Raw genomic sequence first — 20,525 nt, 5'->3', positions numbered from 1 at the left:
ATCTATCCGTTATTTGTTGATAAAAAGCATGTTTGCCGGGATTTTGGTTTCGCGTATTGAAAGACCCGATATTCCAATCTCCAGTTCATTTCCCATGTAACTCTCAAAATACAACACCTTAACTTTATGAAACCCCGCTTCGAGCGCGATACTTCCATCTTTGCGTCGGGCACTGTGCGATCCGTCATTATCAACTACCAGTTTATCATCGACAAACACCTGAGAACCATCGTCAGAATAGGAATAAAAACGGTAAACACCTTTCTTGCCAATTTTGATAAAACCCTCAAACTCAAAACCAAAATAGTCGTCTTTTTTGGCCTGTTTAATGTCGAAATTTTCAAGCTGTCCTTTTTGCAAAACCTTTGCCTGTGCAAGATCTTTTACCGATTCAAATTCGCCTTCGAAATATTTATATAAAACCCCAGAAATTACGTTGCTGACTTTAGTTCCCGGAGAGTACTCCAAGTTGCTGTCGTTGTATGTTAAACCTGCCGGGTAATTGTATTTAAATTTTACACCGCCAGGGGTACGTATCCAGGTGTCGAAACTGTATTCGCCTTCATTCAACTCAATAATCCGGCTTCCACGTTCCAGTTTACCGTAGGCATCAGCACCGGTTACCTGACCAAATGCTAGGGCAATGTTTTTATGAATGCCTATGTAGTTATTGTTATGGTCGTGTCCCACAAAAACGCCCATTACATCGTTCATCTCCAGCATAGATGCAAACAAACCCGAATTAACATCGGCCGAAGCTATTCCTTCAAATTTTTCGCCAACAGTAGTTTCCTTGCCCACTACATCTTCGTACTCAGGTAAAGGAATATGGAAAAAGGCAAGCGATGGCAGTGGTTTGTTATTATTTGCTGCCGTGGCCTTTTGGCTTTGTTCGCGGTACCAAGCAATCTGGTCGAAATGAATCCAGTCGTAGTCACTTTGTTTTTTATTTATTGAATATGAATTGGAATCGAAACAATAGATACTGGCAGCTGTATTATTTCCATCAGACGATTGTACAGGAAGGATATAGTTTCCACAACCAGTAAGTTCAGCACCTTTATTCCCCACGAAATATGGCATTAATTGTAACAGTTCAAATATTTCATCGCGGGTAATGCCCGGTTCAGCATCGTGGTTTCCAAGTGTTACTGTCCATGGAACTTCAGCTTCAATAAATGGTTTTGCTACAGTTTTCCATCCATCTACAGCCGGAACATCGGTTACCAGATCTCCTGTCAGAATTGCCAAATCAGGTTTTTCCTCATTTAAAGCAAAACGAATTGTTTCGAGTGTTTTAACACAATTCTCCGAGTTGTTATCCCAATGCACATCAGTAAATTGGGCAATTTTGAACGTTTTATCCTTTCCAAATTTTAACTGATTGGAATTTTGGGCAGCCACCGGCGTATTACCGAAAACCATGCTCAATAAATATAAAATAAAGATTGGCAGAATTATTTTATTTGAATTCATCGGTTTATAGATTTAAGATTGTTTTTATTTTTCCAAATATTTCCGTGTTTTCCATCAGTCCACTAAACTGAAAAGACTGTGGTCCATATGCATATACCGGAACCAAAATACCGGAGTGCCCTTTATTGGCAAAACTTCCTGTTATTTCACCTTTCGAAATATCTCCTCCTACAATTGAAAGCCCTCCGGTTTCATGATCGGCAAGAATAACAACCAAGGTTTTTCCGTCTTTTTCAGCCCATTCTAAAACCTGCCCTACAGTTCGATCAAAATCACCAATTTCCTCAACCAACTCTTGCAATTTATTCCAGTGCCCACAATCATCAATACGTGAACCTTCAACCATCGCAAAGAAGCCTTTCTTGTTCGTACCTAAAACATCCAAGGCCTTTTCTGTTGCTTTCAGGAATAAATCGCCACGCTTGTTGGCTAAAGGTAGCTGACCATCTTCCAATACAGCAAAAACTTTATTGTTTTGTGTTGCCAACGTTTCCTCCAGAGTGTTACAAACCGCATAACCCTGTGCTTTCATTTCACTGACTAAATCGCGCGTATCGCTTTTCCGGTTGTGAAACTTATTTCGGCCACCGCCAAAAATAAAATCAACCCCGCAATTCAAATAATCAGTGGCTAACTCCTCTTCCTCATCACGATCAGGATTATTTGCGCAAAAAGTTGCCGGAGTAGCATCTGTTAATCCGCAGGTTACAACAATTCCGGTAGCAAGTCCTTTTTCTATAGACAAATCGGTAAGAGAATTAAGTTCATTATTATTCACATCAACCGCAATAGCATGATAATTTGTTTTTTGCCCAGTAGCCATTGCTGTTCCTGCAGCTCCTGAATCGGTAATTAATTTATTGGCACAATACGTTTTTACCAATCCGGAGTACATACAGTTCTCAATATTCATATGTCCTTTATTGGCTATCCATGCCGTTGAATAATGTGAAAGTCCCATTCCGTCTGCAATCATTAGGATTACATTCTTAACTTTTTTCCCTGTCGTGGGTTTTATGCTTTTAACCGGGTAAACCTCTGTTCCTTTGGCGAAACATTCAACCTCTCTGTTACTACTCTCATATGTATTTTGTGCCTGAACTGAAATCAATAACACGACTCCAGCCAAAAGACTAAAAACCTTTTTCATAATCCTTTTTTTTAATTACACATTAATCTTCTAATTTCCTGCTGAGATAAGGGGGATGCAAAAATTTTCACTCCCTTCATTTCGCCGTAATAAATTCTCTTATTCGGAAATTCTTCATTTCTCCCCAAATTCCAATTCCCGTGCGTATTTAAAGGAACTTCGCGACTTATTTCTGCTGTTCCTTTTAATTCTCCGTCCACAAATAATTTCAAACTTTTACCATCACACATACCGGCAATATGATGCCATTTCCCAAAATAGTCGGCAGGCAGTTCTGCATTGCAAATTCCTCTTCCCCAACCGCCTGTGAAAAATTCGATTTGGCGATTATTAATTACCTGAATTACATTGTGATCTCCCTGGGTTATTACAGAGCTTAATACAGAATTCTCTTCGGAGGCTTTAATCCAAGCCATTAACGTAATTTTGTTTTTAAGTGAGCCAAACGATGAATTTTGTTTAATTTCCACAAATGCATCATCATCAAATCCATTTTGCAGAAACACCCCCGGAGTATTCGTTTTTATTATACCATCATTTGAAAAACCAGATTTATCGGAAAGTTTTCCATCACATTCTTTTTGAAAATCGAGATCAACCAAAATGGCAGATAGATTATCGGTATACACTTTATAATTACCTGTCATGGAGCCAACTTTTAGTTTGTTTAAACCTGCTTTAGAATCCGATAATTCATATTTCAATTTTATCTTCTCTCCCGGCTTCAGTGAAATTTTATCCGTTTTAACCAATACCCCGTTTTGTACAATTTTCAACTCAGGTTCATCGCTTTTTCCTCCTGCATTTTTCACATAAAAACTGATTTTCTGTTTCTCGCCGGGCTCTATCATCGGAAAAAATGACAATTGCGAATATTCAATTTTTCTCAGCTCAGATTCATTAACAGTTATTTCCACTTTTTCTTCTGAGCCTTTAAAACGTATTTCGATCAAGCCAGGTTTGTAAAGGCGGCAACTTAACGAATCGACAACTATTGCTTTTTCGTCAACAAAGAAGTTAGATGAAGCTACCTCTCGTTCTTCAACATTTAAGCGAATAATTTTCACCCCTTCAGCGCCTTTGTTTACAAGCCTGAATTTCAACCAGAACAACTCATCCGGATCAACCGTTTCCGAAGATACAGAAACCGAATCAAGCTCTATTTGAGATTTAATTTTTGTTGCCGAATAAGCTTCTTGCTTGGAATTTGCAGCCCAGTCAGACGGATACTTGCCCATACTAAAAGTCAGTTCCCCTCCATCAGTAAGCAACGCATGACTTACATATGGCTGGTTAAACTGTTCCCCATTTAATGTGGCTGACTGAATGTATTTGTTTTCCGCAGAGACCTCTTCACCATTGATTACAAATTCCTTTTCGTTATCTAAATGAATGACAACCTTTTTAAACATTGGAGTTCCTATATTATACTCCGGTACACCCGGGCAAACCGGATAAATACCCAAAGCATTAAAAACAAACCAACTTGACATGGAGCCTAAGTCGTCATTTCCGGGTAATCCGCGTTCGGTTGAATCAAAATATTCGTCACGAATATGCGCAATCCATTTCTGCGTTTTTGCAGGATTTTTGGAATAATTGAACAAATATGGAATATGAAAATTTGGTTCGTTATCGAACAAAATTCGCTTGCTCAAAATGGCACTGTCGAGTAAATCGGTAAACGCTTCATCTCCACCCATTCGGTTAATTAAGTCTCTCGGATTATGAGGAACGAAGAAGGAATAATTCCATTTATCGCCTTCCTTAAATCCGAAATTACCATGCGATTGCAAGAATCCATCTTTTCCGCGGGGGACAAGAAAAAGCTGATTAGGGTCGAACAAATTACGATAACTCAAACCTCGTTGTAGCCAATAGGAATAGTCATCAGTATTCTTCATTACTTTTCGAATATACTGCGACATAGCCCAGTCGTTATAAGCATACTCCACAGTTCGGGTAACCGACTCGGAAAAAGAGGCAGGAACATACCCATTCGAAATGTATGCCGGCATATCTTCATACAAAAAAGGGGCATTCATCAACGATTCTTTCATTGCCCAGTAAGCCTGCTTTTTATCGAATCCTCTAATTCCCTTCAAATATGAATCGACAATAATCGGGATTGCATGATAGCCTGTCATTGGATCTGTAGGCAACTTACCGCTCTGCCTGTATACATCAAGCATCGAAATAATCATATCATTTTGCCGTTGCGTAGCTATCAGACAAAACAGCGGATGCAGCGACCGAAATGTGTCCCACGGAGAGAAGAAATCATACTGACAGCTTCCTTTTGCACGGTATATTTGCTGATCGCGACCTTTATACTCCTTATTCACATCTGAAATAATCCAGGGGAACAGTAATGAGTGATACAAAGCTGTATAGAATTTGATTTTATCGCTAGTTGATCCTCCATCAACTTCAATTCGGGATAAATGTTGTTCCCACAAATCCTGCGTTCTATTTTTTGTTGCATCAAAATCCCAACCGGGAATCTCGGTGTCAATATTCTCTTTGGCATTTTGTGAACTAACCGAAGAGCTGCTTACCTTTAATAATACTGAACCACTTGCCGGTTTATCAAAAACCAAGATTACCCCATCGTTTTGTTTTTCAATGCGGCTCCATTCCATATTAAAATCAAACCATACATTCCGGGTACTTCCTTTTATTGCTGAATTGGAAACCAGTTCAAATTCACCAATATCACCTATAAATATTTTTGGTGTAATTCCCTCACCAAATGTAAACCGGAACATTCCGGTACGCGTGGAAGCTGTTGTTTCAACCAGAGTTCCGTTATCCTCAAATTTCACTTTGTAATACCCCGGTTCTGCTTTCTCTTTATCATGCAAAAACGGACGGCTACTTTTTAGAAGTTCAAAGAAATTCATATTTTCAACCGGCATAACAAAACAGCGTCCGGAAGAACCATCGGGATAACCACTGGGGTGCCCGAAACAACTAAAAAAATAAATGCTTTTTGTATGGTACTCATATCCTTTCCACGAACCAACACTAGTTTCAGGAGTTAGCTGTATGTATCCGAATGGAGCTACCGAACCGGGATAGGTACGACCATGTCCTTCCCAATTTGAAACATGCGAAGTTTGCGATGCACCAATAAACGGATTTACGTATTCAAGTTTCCTTTTTCCGTTACAGGCCAATACAATAGATAAAAAAACAGTAAGGATAAAAATTCGCATTTATCAGCTTTATTTATTATTAGAAACTGAAACAAACTCGTTTAACTCTTTCAAATGATCGGTACCGATTATGTCAACATTTGCATCTATAAGCTCTGACCAAATTGCCCGACGTTGTTCTACTGTTCTGTTTAGTGTGCCCCAGAATCTAAGGAGATATCCCTTTTCATGCGCCTTTTCCACAAAACTTTTGAGCAATATCTTTTCCTGCTCGGGCATTTTCCCCGTTCCGTCCCATGCAAAATATTTCTTCCAGTTATCACTTATTACCGGCATAAGTTCCGGCGTAATATCCGAATCAAGATTATCGATTCGTCCGTCGAAACCGGCAAAACGTTGCACCTGATTTTGCATAAATTCAATCGGGCGCTCCCCCGAAACAACCACTAAAATACTCCCCCTCTTTTTTATCCCACTCTCAAACACTGATAAATCAGCTTTATAATCTTCGAGAATTGCATGTAACAATCTGTAGGTCAATAGTCCGTCATCCTTAATATCGACAAACAAGATTATCTCTTCTCCATTTCCATACACCGAACCCCTGTTATTCTCAATTTGATTTCGAAGCGGCTCCAGGTAGAGGTTTCGCAGCGTTTGTCCCGGTTTTATTTTATCAAAATCGTGCGCTACAAAAAGTGAATCGCCAATAGAATAAACATCGGCTTCAATACTTCCAAAATTGTAATCCAAGGCGCCAAAAAGCGGTCGGGTATTTTCATAATCATTATGTGAATGGGCTATGATAATTGAATCCTTTTTACTATTTGAAATATTGCAAGCGTTTAGTGAAACGAAAAAAAATAATAACACCAGATTTATGCCATCCCTCTTATTTTTCATAGTACTATACTTCTGTGATTCAATAATAAAAATGAGTCTATTAATGAATCCTTCAACTACTAAGTAATCATATTTTAAATAGAAAGAGACTCTGATGCCTATGCTCAGAGCCTCTTTCTATTGAGTATTTTATTAATTCCAACCCTTGTTCTGAGGGATGCCAGAAATAGCAACGTCATCATTTGGAATAATCCAAACATGGTGTACATTGGGATCGAATTGAGGGCGCGAGGCACGAACTTCTCTAATGGTAAATGAAGAATCAGGATCTGTTTTGTCCGAATGATCTCTTCCATGCAGAGGTTCAGCATAAACCTCATCAGCATCTCCCCAGCGAACCAGATCAAAATGACGATTTGCAAATTCACCGGCAAACTCCACTCGGCGTTCGTGTTTCAAATCATCCATATCTGCATTCGTTAACGGATCAAGTCCAGCACGATTGCGTACGGCATTAATTTCTTGATCTGCATTTTCCCCTTGCATTATCAATGCTTCGGCTTTCATTAAAAGAACTTCTGCATAGCGAAGAATTGGGACATCAGCAATGGTTGTAGGATCGTTTCCATTTGGATTAATCGTTGTTCCAACTGGATTAGAATAACCATAGGCATCCATATATTTATTAAACTGGAAACCAGATTGTGAATTCTGAGAAGTGTATCTACGTGTTTCTCCGAACCACTCAAATTCTTGACCAAATTCTAAGATCGTTTCTTTTCTACGATTATCACCGGCTTCAAATGCGTCATAAAGTTCAAGTGTAGGCTGATAATATCCCCAGCCATTGTAATCGCCCCAACCTTTATTCTCAAGCATTACACCAGGCAACTTACTTCCAGCATCGGTTCCGGAAACAACAGACCAGATATACTCTGAACCGAAATTCTGATTAAAAGTAAACAAGTCATGAAAATCAGTTTCAGGATGATCCGTATCCAACAATTTCCGTCCTGATCCAGAGCTTGTTACCTTATCACAATACTCAGCCACTTTAGACCATTTTGTATCGTCGTATTGTGCCCAATACAAATAGGTTTTTGCGATATAAGCTAAGGCTGCATCTTTATGAGCACGTCCTAAATCAGTCGACGCATATGTAGTGAAAAGAGGAAGTAATTCTACCGCTTTTTCTAAGTCAGAGATAATTTGAGCATAGTTTTCAATAACACTTTCAGGACGTGTGAAGTGATCATCATACATATTTTCTTCTGTTACAATTGGCACTCCTCCATTAGGTCCATTATCTCCATAGGTATGCGCTAACCAAAAATAATGAAATGCCCTCATAAAGTAGGCTTCACCCAAAACACGATTTTTCAAAGTAGCATCCATTTCAATATCCGGAACATGCGTCAACACATCATTTGCACGGCGAACAATCTTATAGCATTGAGGATACATCCAGCTAAAATAACCTTCATCTCCACTCAAGGTAAAATAAACTGCAGCATCAGCTTTTGCATTGGTACGGCCGGTTATCATATCATCTGAAGCATTAATGTACCACATAAACCCACGGGTAAACATATCTTCATCTTTCATGTAGTAATACATCGAATTAGCACCTGCCAAAGCATCTGCATCTGTTTGCCAATAGTTCCCTTCGGTTGCACTTCCTCTAGGTGTCAGGTCAGTAAAACTCTCGGAGCACCCTACCGCTATTAAAAACATAATTGTAGCGGCTATATAATTTACAAATCGAATATTCTTCATAGTTATTTATGTTTAAAATGAAAATGACAAACCTGTTGATAATATTCGTGAAACAGGGTAAGAACCAACATCAAAGCCAATTCCTCCCACTTCCGGATCCATTCCGGAATAATCAGTTATAGTAAATAGATTTTCTGCTGTAACATATAATCTGAGAGAAGAGCCATTTACAAACTTGCTTAACGTTCTTTGTGGTAAAGAATAACCAATTGTGATGTTCTTCAAACGAATGTAAGAAGCATCTTCCAAGTACCATGTTGAATTGGTTCCGAAATTCCGATTGTCATCAGCTGTGGATAGTCTAGGAATATCTGTATTCTTATTTTCAGGAGTCCAGGCGTTCAGTATCCGATTATCTCGATTGTAAGTTTGTTCACTCATATTGTAAGTCGAATACTTATAGCCATTAAATACTTCAGCTCCTTCAACACCTTGAATCAAACAGGAAAGATCAAATCCCTTGTATTCCAGATTGATGTTAAAAGCATAGGTAAATGTAGGAAAAGCATTTCCGTGGAATATGCGATCCTCATCAGATATCTTACCATCGTTATTTGAATCAGTAAATTTCAAATCACCAGGTTTGGCATTTGGTTGAATAGGCGTACCATTTAATTGGTATGCATCAATTTCTGCCTGAGAATTAAAAATTCCTTCACAGGTAATCAAGTGATATGAATATAAAGGCTGACCTGGTTCTGAACGATAAGGAAATAGTGACGAACGAACATTGTTACTGTGATAAACATAATCGCTTGTATACCCATCTAAGTCCCTCAATTCATTCTTTATAGTTGTTATATTAAATCCAACTGAATATTTTAGCTCATTGTCATTATTCCGATAATTTGTTGAAAATTCAAATCCTTCATTTTTTACACTCCCAACATTTGATGTAGGTCCTTCGGTAACACCAGTATGTGGATCAGCAGCGTTGGTTAGAATCATATCATTTGTTAACTTCTGGAAATAATCTGCAGTTATCTCGATTCTTCCATTAAAAAGACTTGCGTCAAGACCAAGGTCATAGGTCTCCGAAGTTTCCCATTTCAAATCTCTGTTTGATTGTTGAGCAACATAGTAGCCTGGTAAATAAGCTGGATCTTCACCCAAATAAGGTCGGTGTGAGCTCATTGGAACATTGTAGGCATAATAGCCTACAGATTGGATATTTCCAATTTGTCCCCATGATGCGCGTAATTTCAATGAGTTAACCCAATCAACATCCTCCATAAACGACTCAGAAGAAATCCTCCAAGCTCCTGAAAGTGAAGAAAATATATCACTGTTGTTTTCTTTTGCCAAACGCGAAGTTTGATCTTTCCTGATACTTGCTGAAATGAAATACTTATTATCAAAATTGTAGCGAAATCTACCAATTGCCGATGTTAGAGCATCCTCATAAACATTACTATTCCATTCTAAAATTTCAGCGGCATTCTCAATATACTGATACCAATTCTCTTCTCTTGCAAAATCTTGTGTTTCCACGTCATTATATTCATAATCTGTATATTGAGATGAATAAACAGCAGTTAGATCCAAATTATGTTTTCCAAATGATTTAGCATAGCTTACTTGATTATCCCAAATCCATTTATTCCTGTCAGACCAGGACTGCCCCAAATAATTCATATCTGTACGGCGTCCTGATTCGGGGATACGTGGAGTGAATTTTTTATAATCGCTGCTACGAATATCAACTGAAAAAGAAGAACGGAATTTTAAATCCGTTATAATTTCGTAGTCGAGGTAAACATTCGCATTGTAGTTGGTTACCGGGCTAGTTGTAGTAGGACGTAACAAAAGAGCAACGGGGTTGTAAACATCACCATAAGCTCCAGCAAATGCTGAACCTTCGGGAGCAACACCATGGAACGCACCATTATCGTCATACACCGGAGCTGCGGAAGGCATATACATTGCATTTATGATGGCTCCAGAATAACTTGATGAAGTATTTGTCCCAACAGCTTCAGTTCTTGCAAGGAAGAAATTCTCACCAATAGTAATATTGTCAGTTAGATCATATTCTCCTTTCATTCTGAATGTAAACCTCTTTGAATTGGTTCCCTGTAATGTACCATCCTTGTCCTGATAATTGAAAGAAGACATATAGCGTCCCTTTTCACCACCACCCGAAAGTGAGAAATTTACATTATAGACAAAGGCATCTCTAAATATCTCATCAATCCAATTCGTGCGGGTTGTTGCCCCCCATGGATTTTGGCTAGCATCGTGTGCGGGTAATCTTGAAAGACCGGCATTATCGGTTGCTGTATTATAGGCCCAACTTTGCTGCTCGGCAGTAAGAGGTGTTGGCGTATTTGTAACCTGCTGGAAGCCAGCAAAAACATCAACATTTATCTTTGGCTTCCCTGATTTACCACTTTTCGTTGTAACAACGATTACCCCGGATGATGCTTGAGCTCCATAGATAGAAGCTGACGCTGCATCTTTCAAAATTGCCATTGTTTCAATATCATTCGGATTAAGTGCTCCTCCGTAATATGGCATTCCATCAACTACCCAAAGAGGAGTTTCAGAGTTTACTGAACCAACACCTCGAATGACAACCTTTGCACTTTGAGTTGGATCACCACCTTGTTGAACAACGGTTACACCTGCTACATTTCCTTGAAGAAAATCCTGAGGTGTTGTAATAGCCCGACTATTAATCTTATCCAGACCAGAAACAGTAGCTATAGATGACGACAGATCTGATTTCTTTGACGTTCCATATCCAATTGCAACAACCTCATCAAGCCCAATTGCATCAGCAAGCATCTTAATATTAATAGATGCTTGGTCCCCCACAACAACTTCTTGTGTTCGCATTCCAACGAAAGAGAAAATCAGAGTTCCACCTGTTGGCACATCAGAGATAGAATAGTTCCCATCAAAATCGGTCACCGTTCCCTGCGTGGTACCTTTCACCCTAACAGTCACTCCTGGAAGCGGTTGTCCGGACGAGTCGGTTATCTTACCAGAAACATCCTTCACTTGAGTGGTCAACTCTTTGAATCTGGAATCTTGCTCATTATGAACAATAATCAACTTGTTATTAACGGTATAGCTCAATCCTGACTCTTTCATCAGGAAATCCAGAACTTGATCAACCGTTTGATTTTTCAGATCTAAACTAACAACCTTACTTAAATCAACCTCCTGGCTATTATAAAAGAACGAAAATTCCGATTGGTCTTCAATCTGGCCCAACACCCGTTCGATGGTTAGGTTTTGCCCCGACACACTCAATTTTGTTTTTTGCGCATACGTTGCTGCAGAAACCTGCACCAAAGCTGCCAACAGAAACAAACAAACTAGTTTCATAATTCGATAAGTTTTAGGGATGTCAGCCCATGAGCCGTGCCCCCTGTAGGTTCGTTTTTTTTTCATAAATTTGAAATGTTTAGACAATTATTAATTTGATTGTTTTAAAAGGCGGGATGTTGTGGCGACATCTCGTCTTCTTTATTATAATTACATAGGCTTATAAGTTAGTTCAAACTCTCTGAAGTTTTTTTTCTTATAGTCGATTGGACTGGTCAGCTTCAAGGCATCCAACACTTGCCAGATGGTTTCCTGATTTTTGAAACTTCCCGAATAAACCATGGCTTCGAGCGCTGTTGACTGATAATTCAGCTTCACATTGTACCAGCGTTCCAGACGTTTAATCAGATCCGCAAAATGTATTCCTTTAAAAACAAAGTCCCCATTAACCCATGCCAATTCTGCTTCAACACTAACCTTTTCCTGCATTGGCTTCATCGTCTTCTGATCAAAACTGACTTTTTCTCCGGGATTTAAATAAATAACTTGCTTGTTGATAGTTGAAAGCTGCACGCTTCCTTCAGATAACGTTGTACTTATCTGCCGATCTTCGGCATGACTGCTTATATTGAATTTGGTTCCGGTAACCAGCACATCAAATTTATCGGTTTGCACGGTAAAAGGATGCGCTTTATCCGACTGCACTTCAAAATACGCTTCCCCCTCTAAACGAACCAACCTGTTTTTAGCTGAAAAATCCGGGCTCACAGTCAGGCGGCTATCAGCATTCAGCTTTACTTTCGTGCCGTCCGCCAGGATTAATTCGGAACGTGAACCTTGTGGGACGTAAAACGATTCAACTTGCTGTTTAATTCCGGGAGAAAGACTGGAGGGCAAAATGCCGCCAATCAACAATCCCAGCATCAGGATAGCAGCTGCCGAAAGCCCATAAACCCATGTAGGAATAATTCGGATTTGCTTTTTGGAAGCTTGTCGTTTATAGAATTGTAAAAGCTGCTCGGTTTCGCGTGAAGAAGTTTTCAGACTGGCATCCCAGGTGTCTTTTAGTTCCAGAAACTTTTTTTTATTATCAGGGCTTTCATTAATCCAAGCCAAGAGATTCCGTTCATCTTCCTGCGAACAATCGCCATTCAAATACCGGGCTATCAATTGGTCTTTATCTGTTGCATCGCTCATATCCAACCATTTTTAGGTCTTTTACTATCAACACAACTGATCAACCCAAATTACGTCATCAGCTGGAACCTTTTTTTTCTTCATTTTTCAAACAACAGAAATTAAGCAAGATATGAAACAAATTTCCCGACAATTTCTCTTTTAAAGCAGACAAGCCCCGGAACAATCGGGTTTCGACAGTACGAATTGGAACATTCAATCGCTCTGCAATTTCTTTATTCTTCAAGCCTTCAAAACGGCTGAGTTCAATCACTTCGCGATGAATTTCAGCTAACGAACGAATAGCTTGGTAGATTTTCTCCAGGTTTTCCTTTTCAATCAATGATTTTTCACCATCGCGATAGTACGACAACTCCATTTCACCAAGTGCCGAAAGTTGTTGATTTTGATGCTTACTAACAATCTGCTGATGCTTCAGATGGTTTAGACAAGCATTTCGAGTGGATCGAAACAGATAAGCTTTCAAGTGTTCATCATCCAGGCTTAGCTTTTTCTTTTCCCAAATCAAAGCAAAAACATCCTGCACCAGATCTAAAGCCAACTCTTCATCCGCCACAAATTTGAGTGCATACACAAATAGCGAGTGATGGTAATTCTTAAAAAGCGTATCAAAATCAGACATCCTTTTCGTTTTCGAAAGTCAAATCTAATGAAATAAAAATAAGTACTAAAAACTCGCAACGGAACTTAGGTTCTTTATCTCTGCCATCAAATGGCATCTCCAGGGAACAGGTCAGCCATGAAATAAAGAATCATTAAAAATAACCGCTTACCTGCTGTTCGTTTTGTTTTTTCTCATCAAACAATTGTAAGTTTGCCACGCAACCTGCGGGAAGGTCAATCGACTGACTTCAAGGGAAGAATCATACGAAATTCGTGTTCCGATCAATTACTGTATACTACAGCTTGTTGGCTGGCACCTCTCTTTCTTTCCTTTTCCCGCCCAAAAACATAAAAATGACTGCCGAAAAAAGATTGGGTTTTGTAGGAATTATTGTCGAAGACCGAACGAACAGTGCCACTTTGGTGAATGAACTGCTGAGTAAACACGCTGACTTTATTCTGGCCCGCACCGGCATTCCTCGAGCCAAGGAACAAACATCGGTTATTACCTTGGTAGTCGACTGTACAACCGATGAGTTGGGTAAACTAAACGGGCGTTTAGGAGCAATTAAAGGAGTACAGGTCAAATCAGGAATGGCAAAAAATGAGTAACATGAAAACAGCAACACAAACATTTATCAACGAACAGGAAATAAACGACATCCTGCAAAAACACAGTCAGCCCGATTTTACTCAGGTACGTGACGTGCTAGCCAAGGCAAACGAAATGAAAGGGCTCAAGCTCGAGGATGTTGCCATATTAAGCGCAATCAGCGATCCGCAGCAATTGGAGGAACTGTTTCAAACAGCCAACCATATTAAAGACACTATTTACGGAAAGCGGCTCGTGCTGTTTGCCCCCCTTTACATTTCCAATCTGTGCGCCAACGAATGTACCTACTGTGCCTTTCGCGCCAAGAATAAGGCTATTGTTCGGAGGGCGCTAAATCAGGACGAAATTATACATGAAACCGAGGCACTCATCAAACAAGGGCACAAACGCGTGCTTCTGGTAGCTGGTGAATCGTATCCGAAACAAGGATTTCAATATGTGTTAGACTCCGTTCGTTCGGTTTATGCCGCAAGCCACAACGATGCCGAAATACGACGCGTGAATGTGAATGTAGCTCCTTTAACCGATGAAGAATTCAAACTACTGAAAGCTGAAAATATTGGAACCTACCAGCTCTTCCAGGAAACCTACCATCAGCAGACCTACAAAAAGGTGCACATCGGGGGACGAAAAATGGATTACAACTGGCGGGTCACTGCACTCCACCGGGCCATGGAAGCAGGCATCGATGATGTGGGGATCGGCGTGCTATTCGGACTTAACGATGCCCGCTTCGAACTGCTGGCCATGATGCAGCATGTGTTTGAATTGGAACGTGTGTTTGGTGTCGGTCCGCATACCATCAGCGTTCCGCGCATGGAACCAGCCACCGGATCGGATGTTGCGTCCCACCCCCCCTTTCCGGTTTCCGACCTGGAGTTCCGCAAGCTGGTGGCTATCCTACGTTTGGCCGTTCCATACACGGGCATCATCATGTCGACCCGCGAAACAGCTAAAATGCGAAGGGAGACCTTTGCCTTGGGCGTTTCTCAAATTTCGGCAGGCAGCCGCACTAATCCTGGCGGTTATGAGGAAGAATTAGAAGACGAAGTCTCCGGTCAATTCAGTCTGGGCGACCATCGTCCGTTAGATGAAGTGATTCGCGATGTAGCCAACATGGGGTATGTTCCGTCTTTCTGTACAGGTTGTTACCGACTGGGACGTACCGGACAAGACTTTATGGACCTGGCCAAACCCGGTGCCATTAAAGCACACTGCGGACCAAACGCTTTGTCAAGCTTTATGGAATACCTCAACAATTACGCGTCACCGCAAACTTACGAAACCGGCATTCAACTAATTGAACGTACCATTGGCGGAATGGATGGCCTACCCGCTGAACGTGCCCGTAAGCTGGTTGATCGGGTAAAACAGGGACAAAAAGATATGTTTTGCTAATCATTATATTATCTCTAAAACCGAGCTACTACACTCAAATACAATTAGGATAAACCAATTTATATTTTTCTAAATAAGTGTTAAGGGTGTTTTTATTTAGAATTATTCTTAATAAATTGCTCTCGTTATAAACTCTAAAATAGAAATTATGAAAAAATTGGTTTTAGTATTAGCAATTGTATTCGCTTTCGGTGTAACTTATGCAGGAAATTCTGTTTCTGACGTAAAAGGAACAAAAACAGAACAAGTTAGTACTGTTGAAAAAGACAAAAAAGAAAAGAAAACTGCAAAAACTGAGAAGAAAGAAGAATGTGCTACGAAGGGCGAAAAGAAATGCTGCAGCCAGAAAAAAACTTGTGGTGACAAGAAGTAAATCTTCGTATTTTCATACCTAACAAAAGCCGGCTTTTTAGTCGGCTTTTTTAATGCCTTGTGATGAGGGATGTTCGTTCACAAGGAAGCAACTATCGCTGCTAACTTGAACGAGGAGAAATGGGCATTCCGCTGCACAGATCAGCGATTTATTTCACAAAAACATTGCGTAAAAAACAGATCCTTCGTACTTTTGGGCCCTAATTACATTCACATGAAATCCCCGAAATCCTTTCGTTTACATATTGGTCTTTTTGGCCGTCGCAACGTGGGCAAATCCTCTTTGCTCAATGCCCTCACCCAACAAGAAGTATCGATTGTGTCAGAAGTAGCCGGCACCACCACCGACCCGGTTGAAAAACCGATGGAGCTGCTACCGCTTGGCCCGGTACTTTTTATTGATACGGCTGGCATGGACGATGTTGGCTCGCTGGGTGAAAAGCGGGTACAGAAAACCAAGGCGGTTTTTGACCGGACGGACTTGGGAATCCTGATTTCGAATAGCGAAACTTGGGGTGATTTTGAAGAAGCAACCTTACGCGAATTAAAAGAACGGGGAATTCCAATGATCGTGGTATTCAACAAAGCCGACCTGTACCAGCCACAAGCTTGCATGCTCAACAGCTTATCGGCCGATAAAATACCGGTTGTTGAAACCTCAGCCACTAAGCGTGCCGGAATTGACATGCTACGACAAACCATCCTCAAAACAGCGCCGGACGATTACATCAACCGTCCGGCCATTGTTGCTGATTTAGTCGGTCCGGGCGAAGCAGCCATTCTGGTTGTTCCGATTGATAAAGAGGCACCTAAAGGGCGTCTCATCCTGCCACAAGTACAAAGTATCCGCGACTTACTGGATGGCGATTCTTTTTGTATGGTGGTGAAAGACCAGCAACTCCCCGAAGCCCTATCAAGAATGAATACACCTCCCAAGCTGGTGGTTACCGACAGCCAGGCATTTACAAAAGTTGCCGCGCTCACGCCACCCGAAATCCCACTCACCGGATTCTCCATTCTCTTTGCTCGTTTTCAGGGCGACCTCACAGCCACGGTGCGCGGCGCTATGGCTATTGACCAGCTGAAAGCCGGCGACCGGATTCTCATTGCCGAGGCCTGCTCGCATCACCCCATCCAGGAAGATATTGGTACCGTAAAAATACCCAACTGGCTCAACAAATACGTGGGTGGCAAACTACAAATTGAACATGCCCGTGGCCGCGACTTCCCTGATGATGTTAGCCAATACAAGCTCATCATTCATTGCGGAGCCTGCATGTGGAACCGACGCGAAATGCTCTCACGCATCCTAAAAGCGCAACAGGCTGGCGTTCCCATCACCAACTATGGATTGACCATTGCGTATTCATTGGGCATTTTTGAACGAGCTCTGCAACCGTTTCCCGAAGCCCTGAAAATTTACAGAGATCACTTAGAAACCAATACTCAGCAATAATAGACGAGCCAAAAACTATCTTAGGCTCCAACTGGATATCGGCAGAAAGTCCATACGATTTCATACACAGGTTACTCGAAGTAAAATAGAAATTTTCAAGACGTAAATGCTCTAACAGCAATCGTCTGCCACTCTCATTTATCTCGGGCAATGCTTGAAGCACCTAGCTCAACGAACCAATCCGACACCATTGGCCCGATTCTATTTTTTTAGCTAATTTAGCATCGATTTCAACGAGCTGATCATAAATCAACATAAAGAACTGACATGAAGAAATTAATGCAGTCTTTCATCCTGCTATTTATTACGTTTACAACTTTTGCCCAGCAACGCTACCTGGAAGAAATAGCCGACTCGGTACAAACAGATACTTTCACCTATATTCAGAAAGACGGTCAAAACCTGAAACTGGATGTTTACACACCTGCTTTCGACAATCACTACTCACGGCCAGTCTTGTTATACATTCATGGCGGCGGCTTTTCCGGTGGCACACGTAACGGAGCAAGTACGATTGAGTTCTGTGAAAAAATAGCCCGCCGTGGCTATGTAGCAGTTTCCATCAGCTACCGCCTTACACGCCAAGGCACGCCAACCGGCTTTGGCTGCGACTGCCCGACAGAGGAAAAAATGGCCACTTTTCGTGCTGCCGTTGAAGACATTCAGGATGCCACCTATTTCTTAATCGAAAACCGGGAACAACTGGGGATCGATCCCTATCAGATCATTCTTTCGGGCAGCAGTGCCGGAGCTGAATCTGCACTGATGACAGCTTACCAGCCGCCCTATTGCTACGATCTGGATAAGGGACCCGTAAACTATGCCGGTGTTATTTCGATGGCTGGTGCCATCCCCGACACCACAAAAATTTACGCTGAATCAGCAGTTCCTTCTTTACTGTTTCATGGCACCTGCGACAACCTGGTGCCTTATGGCACCGCGCCACACCATTACTGTAACGAAGATAAACCAGGTTACCTGATTTTGCACGGCGCAAAAACCGTTGCCAACCGCTTACATCAGCTCGATAAACCCTATTGGCTTTATACCCTTTGTGGGGAAAATCACCGGATTGCCGGGTCGCCCATGACTGAGCAGTTTGACGAGATCATAAGCTTTTGCTATGACTTTGTTCTTCATCAGTCAAAAAACCAAATACATACCGTAATACCAGGCAAACACGCCTGCCAATATCCTGAATTAGACTATTGTCAAAACTAAATTAAGCACCAATGAGAACCTCGATTCTTCTAGCTATGATTCTTCTATCAGCGACCAGTTCTGTTTTAGCACAAACCGCCCGGGTAGTAAGCTACAACATCCGCTACAACAACCCGGGAGACGGCGAGAATGCCTGGTCTAACCGCAAGTACCTGGTAACTGATCTGTTGCGTTTCCATGAGGCCGACATCATTGGTTTACAGGAAGCGTTGTACGACCAGGTAACCGACATTTCGCTTCAATTGCCGGGCTTTGATCAAATTGGCGTTGGCCGCGAAGATGGCAAAGCCAAGGGCGAGTATTCTCCCATCTTTTACAACAGCCGCAAATATCAGCTCAAAGACCATGGCTGGTTTTGGCTATCTGAAACGCCCAACACTCCAAGCATGGGATGGGATGCCGCCTGCAAACGCATTTGCACTTACGCTTGGTTTGAGGACTATGATAAAAGAAAAACCTTTTGGGTTTTCAACACCCATTTCGACCACGTAGGAGATGAAGCCCGAATCAACTCAGCCCAACTTATTTTACAAAACATAGACTCGCTAAATACCAAAAAAGATCCGGTAATTTTAATGGGTGATTTTAACCTCACTCCTGATTCAAAACCGATTGAGCGAATCGAAACGCAACTGTATGACAGCAAAAAGGTTTCTGCTCAATTACCTTACGGACCCGAAGGAACCTTCAATGGATTCGACTTCAACAGTCCGCTCAAGAACCGGATTGACTATATTTTTGTAAAAGGGAAAGTTGAAGTGAAAAAATATGGCGTACTCACCGACTCTTTCGAAAAACGCTATCCTTCAGATCACTTGCCGGTTCTGGTCGAACTTGAATTCTAAGACACTGAACATTTCCTGTTTTCTGCTGTCTTAAGAGGCAATGAATGTTAACTACCTCATTGTGGGACAAGGATTGGCAGGCAGCTTGCTGGTTCATGAACTGGAGAAGGCCGGAAAATTGTGTTTGGTAGTAGATGATCCACTGCAGGCTAAAGCGTCGGATGTAGCTGCTGGCGTGATTAATCCCGTTGTATTTCGACGATTGACCAAAAGCTGGCTGATTGATGACTTGTTCTTCCGGCTACTGAAAACCTATGCCGAACTGGAAGAATTATTTGGCATTCAGTTTTACTACCCACTGCAGATTAAGAAAGTATTAGGTGAAGACGAAACTGACTTTTGGCAGAAAAAAGGATTGAAAAACGAGCTCCAAAACTATATCAGCTTTAAGCCGGACGAACAGCCTCATGAGTTTATTCAGTCCGACTTTGGTATGGGTACTGTTACTCAAAGCGGGCGGGTAGATTTGAAATTACTCATAGAATCCATGCAAGCTCACCTGATTCAGAAACAAATGATCCGGTTTGAGAAGTTCGATTTCAATGCCTTGACGCTCACCGATCAGCAGGTCAACTACAAGGATATCCGGGCTGACAAGATCATTTTTTGTGAAGGACATGCAGCATCTGCGAACCCATTCTTCACCCAAATCCATTTTCGACACACCAAAGGCGAGGTGCTGCGCATCAAACCGGAAAAATATAACGCCGACTTCATTCTAAACAAAGCGATATTTTTAATGCCGGAAGGCCAGCAATACTATCGACTGGGAGCCACTTACAGTTGGGATGATTTGTCGTTAAGCTCCACCGCCAAAGCGAGAGAAGAGTTGCAGGACAAGCTGGCCAAAATCTTTACCGATACCTATCAGCTTATCGATCAGCAAACAGGTATTCGCCCCACCACGCACGACCGGCGACCTGTCATGGGACTTCACCCCGAGTACCCCGCAATTGGCATTCTCAACGGCTTGGGCTCCAAAGGCGCAATGCTTGGCCCTTACTTTGCTCGTCAGCTTAGCGACTTTCTCTGCGGAAAATTGGGGCAGATTCATCCCGAGGTAAGCATTAGCCGCTACTTCCCCAAAAGAAATTAGTACGATCAGCGCAACCCAACCGCCAATACGCTGGCTACGGCAGAAAAA

Annotated in this window: 15 protein-coding genes; 7 read left to right on the top strand and 8 right to left on the bottom strand. The window is 41.5% G+C overall.

Annotated elements, in window-relative coordinates:
- Positions 1-9: 9 nt before the first annotated feature.
- The 8 genes from ACUNWA_RS16555 to ACUNWA_RS16520 form a co-directional block, all read right to left on the bottom strand.
- The gene (locus ACUNWA_RS16555; protein ID WP_445593043.1) at positions 10-1,476 is read right to left on the bottom strand and encodes a metallophosphoesterase; all 1,467 of its coding nucleotides are present in this window, start codon (positions 1,474-1,476) and stop codon (positions 10-12) included.
- Positions 1,477-1,480: 4 nt separating this feature from the next.
- Positions 1,481-2,626, bottom strand: a complete 1,146-nt coding sequence (locus tag ACUNWA_RS16550; protein ID WP_445593042.1) for an alkaline phosphatase — start codon at positions 2,624-2,626, stop codon at positions 1,481-1,483.
- Positions 2,627-2,637: 11 nt separating this feature from the next.
- Positions 2,638-5,844, bottom strand: coding sequence for a GH92 family glycosyl hydrolase (locus ACUNWA_RS16545; RefSeq protein WP_445593041.1), 3,207 nt, complete (start codon positions 5,842-5,844; stop codon positions 2,638-2,640).
- A 9-nt stretch (positions 5,845-5,853) separates the two neighbouring features.
- On the bottom strand, positions 5,854-6,687 hold the full coding sequence (locus ACUNWA_RS16540) for a phosphatidylinositol-specific phospholipase C/glycerophosphodiester phosphodiesterase family protein (RefSeq protein ID WP_445593040.1): 834 nt from the start codon (positions 6,685-6,687) through the stop codon (positions 5,854-5,856).
- 132 nt (positions 6,688-6,819) lie between these two features.
- Positions 6,820-8,403, bottom strand: a complete 1,584-nt coding sequence (locus ACUNWA_RS16535; protein WP_445593039.1) for a RagB/SusD family nutrient uptake outer membrane protein — start codon at positions 8,401-8,403, stop codon at positions 6,820-6,822.
- Between the two features lie 12 nt (positions 8,404-8,415).
- A complete protein-coding gene (locus tag ACUNWA_RS16530; protein ID WP_445593038.1) occupies positions 8,416-11,802 on the bottom strand; it encodes a TonB-dependent receptor in 3,387 nt (1,128 codons plus the stop codon).
- A gap of 84 nt (positions 11,803-11,886) precedes the next feature.
- Positions 11,887-12,873, bottom strand: a complete 987-nt coding sequence (locus ACUNWA_RS16525) for a FecR family protein (protein ID WP_445593037.1) — start codon at positions 12,871-12,873, stop codon at positions 11,887-11,889.
- A gap of 58 nt (positions 12,874-12,931) precedes the next feature.
- The gene (locus tag ACUNWA_RS16520; RefSeq protein WP_445593036.1) at positions 12,932-13,495 is read right to left on the bottom strand and encodes an RNA polymerase sigma-70 factor; all 564 of its coding nucleotides are present in this window, start codon (positions 13,493-13,495) and stop codon (positions 12,932-12,934) included.
- A 335-nt stretch (positions 13,496-13,830) separates the two neighbouring features.
- On the opposite strand from ACUNWA_RS16520, the gene ACUNWA_RS16515 reads away from it, so the two are divergent.
- The 7 genes from ACUNWA_RS16515 (at position 13,831) to ACUNWA_RS16485 (ending at position 20,477) form a co-directional block, all read left to right on the top strand.
- Positions 13,831-14,088: a TM1266 family iron-only hydrogenase system putative regulator gene (locus ACUNWA_RS16515; protein ID WP_445593035.1), complete on the top strand. Its 258-nt coding sequence runs from the start codon at positions 13,831-13,833 to the stop codon at positions 14,086-14,088.
- A gap of 1 nt (position 14,089) precedes the next feature.
- Positions 14,090-15,487, top strand: a complete 1,398-nt coding sequence (gene hydG, locus ACUNWA_RS16510) for a [FeFe] hydrogenase H-cluster radical SAM maturase HydG (protein ID WP_445593034.1) — start codon at positions 14,090-14,092, stop codon at positions 15,485-15,487.
- Between the two features lie 148 nt (positions 15,488-15,635).
- Entirely contained in the window at positions 15,636-15,860 is a 225-nt protein-coding gene (locus ACUNWA_RS16505) for a hypothetical protein (RefSeq protein WP_445593033.1), read from the top strand.
- A gap of 213 nt (positions 15,861-16,073) precedes the next feature.
- Positions 16,074-17,315, top strand: coding sequence for a [FeFe] hydrogenase H-cluster maturation GTPase HydF (gene hydF / locus ACUNWA_RS16500; protein ID WP_445593032.1), 1,242 nt, complete (start codon positions 16,074-16,076; stop codon positions 17,313-17,315).
- 267 nt (positions 17,316-17,582) lie between these two features.
- The gene (locus ACUNWA_RS16495; protein ID WP_445593031.1) at positions 17,583-18,536 is read left to right on the top strand and encodes an alpha/beta hydrolase; all 954 of its coding nucleotides are present in this window, start codon (positions 17,583-17,585) and stop codon (positions 18,534-18,536) included.
- Positions 18,537-18,547: 11 nt separating this feature from the next.
- Entirely contained in the window at positions 18,548-19,381 is an 834-nt protein-coding gene (locus ACUNWA_RS16490) for an endonuclease/exonuclease/phosphatase family protein (protein WP_445593030.1), read from the top strand.
- A 40-nt stretch (positions 19,382-19,421) separates the two neighbouring features.
- Positions 19,422-20,477 carry an NAD(P)/FAD-dependent oxidoreductase gene (locus ACUNWA_RS16485; protein WP_445593029.1) on the top strand — a complete coding sequence of 352 codons (1,056 nt, stop codon included), beginning with the start codon at positions 19,422-19,424 and terminating at the stop codon, positions 20,475-20,477.
- The last annotated feature ends 48 nt before the right edge of the window (positions 20,478-20,525 follow it).

The organism is Sunxiuqinia sp. sy24 (assembly GCF_052677165.1).
Note: the sequence above shows the minus strand (reverse complement) of the source record. Positions and strands in the feature narration are given on the sequence as shown.

Bases quoted from the DNA above. Each gene is read 5' to 3' on its own strand.
- hydF (WP_445593032.1), top strand. From the start codon at position 16,074: ATGAAATCCCCGAAATCCTTTCGTTTACATATTGGTCTTTTTGGCCGT.
- ACUNWA_RS16550 (WP_445593042.1), bottom strand. From the start codon at position 2,626: ATGAAAAAGGTTTTTAGTCTTTTGGCTGGAGTCGTGTTATTGATTTCA.
- ACUNWA_RS16545 (WP_445593041.1), bottom strand. From the start codon at position 5,844: ATGCGAATTTTTATCCTTACTGTTTTTTTATCTATTGTATTGGCCTGT.
- ACUNWA_RS16505 (WP_445593033.1), top strand. From the start codon at position 15,636: ATGAAAAAATTGGTTTTAGTATTAGCAATTGTATTCGCTTTCGGTGTA.
- ACUNWA_RS16525 (WP_445593037.1), bottom strand. From the start codon at position 12,873: ATGAGCGATGCAACAGATAAAGACCAATTGATAGCCCGGTATTTGAAT.
- ACUNWA_RS16535 (WP_445593039.1), bottom strand. From the start codon at position 8,403: ATGAAGAATATTCGATTTGTAAATTATATAGCCGCTACAATTATGTTT.
- ACUNWA_RS16540 (WP_445593040.1), bottom strand. From the start codon at position 6,687: ATGAAAAATAAGAGGGATGGCATAAATCTGGTGTTATTATTTTTTTTC.
- ACUNWA_RS16485 (WP_445593029.1), top strand. From the start codon at position 19,422: ATGAATGTTAACTACCTCATTGTGGGACAAGGATTGGCAGGCAGCTTG.
- hydG (WP_445593034.1), top strand. From the start codon at position 14,090: ATGAAAACAGCAACACAAACATTTATCAACGAACAGGAAATAAACGAC.
- ACUNWA_RS16515 (WP_445593035.1), top strand. From the start codon at position 13,831: ATGACTGCCGAAAAAAGATTGGGTTTTGTAGGAATTATTGTCGAAGAC.
- ACUNWA_RS16555 (WP_445593043.1), bottom strand. From the start codon at position 1,476: ATGAATTCAAATAAAATAATTCTGCCAATCTTTATTTTATATTTATTG.
- ACUNWA_RS16490 (WP_445593030.1), top strand. From the start codon at position 18,548: ATGAGAACCTCGATTCTTCTAGCTATGATTCTTCTATCAGCGACCAGT.
- ACUNWA_RS16520 (WP_445593036.1), bottom strand. From the start codon at position 13,495: ATGTCTGATTTTGATACGCTTTTTAAGAATTACCATCACTCGCTATTT.
- ACUNWA_RS16530 (WP_445593038.1), bottom strand. From the start codon at position 11,802: ATGAAAAAAAAACGAACCTACAGGGGGCACGGCTCATGGGCTGACATC.
- ACUNWA_RS16495 (WP_445593031.1), top strand. From the start codon at position 17,583: ATGAAGAAATTAATGCAGTCTTTCATCCTGCTATTTATTACGTTTACA.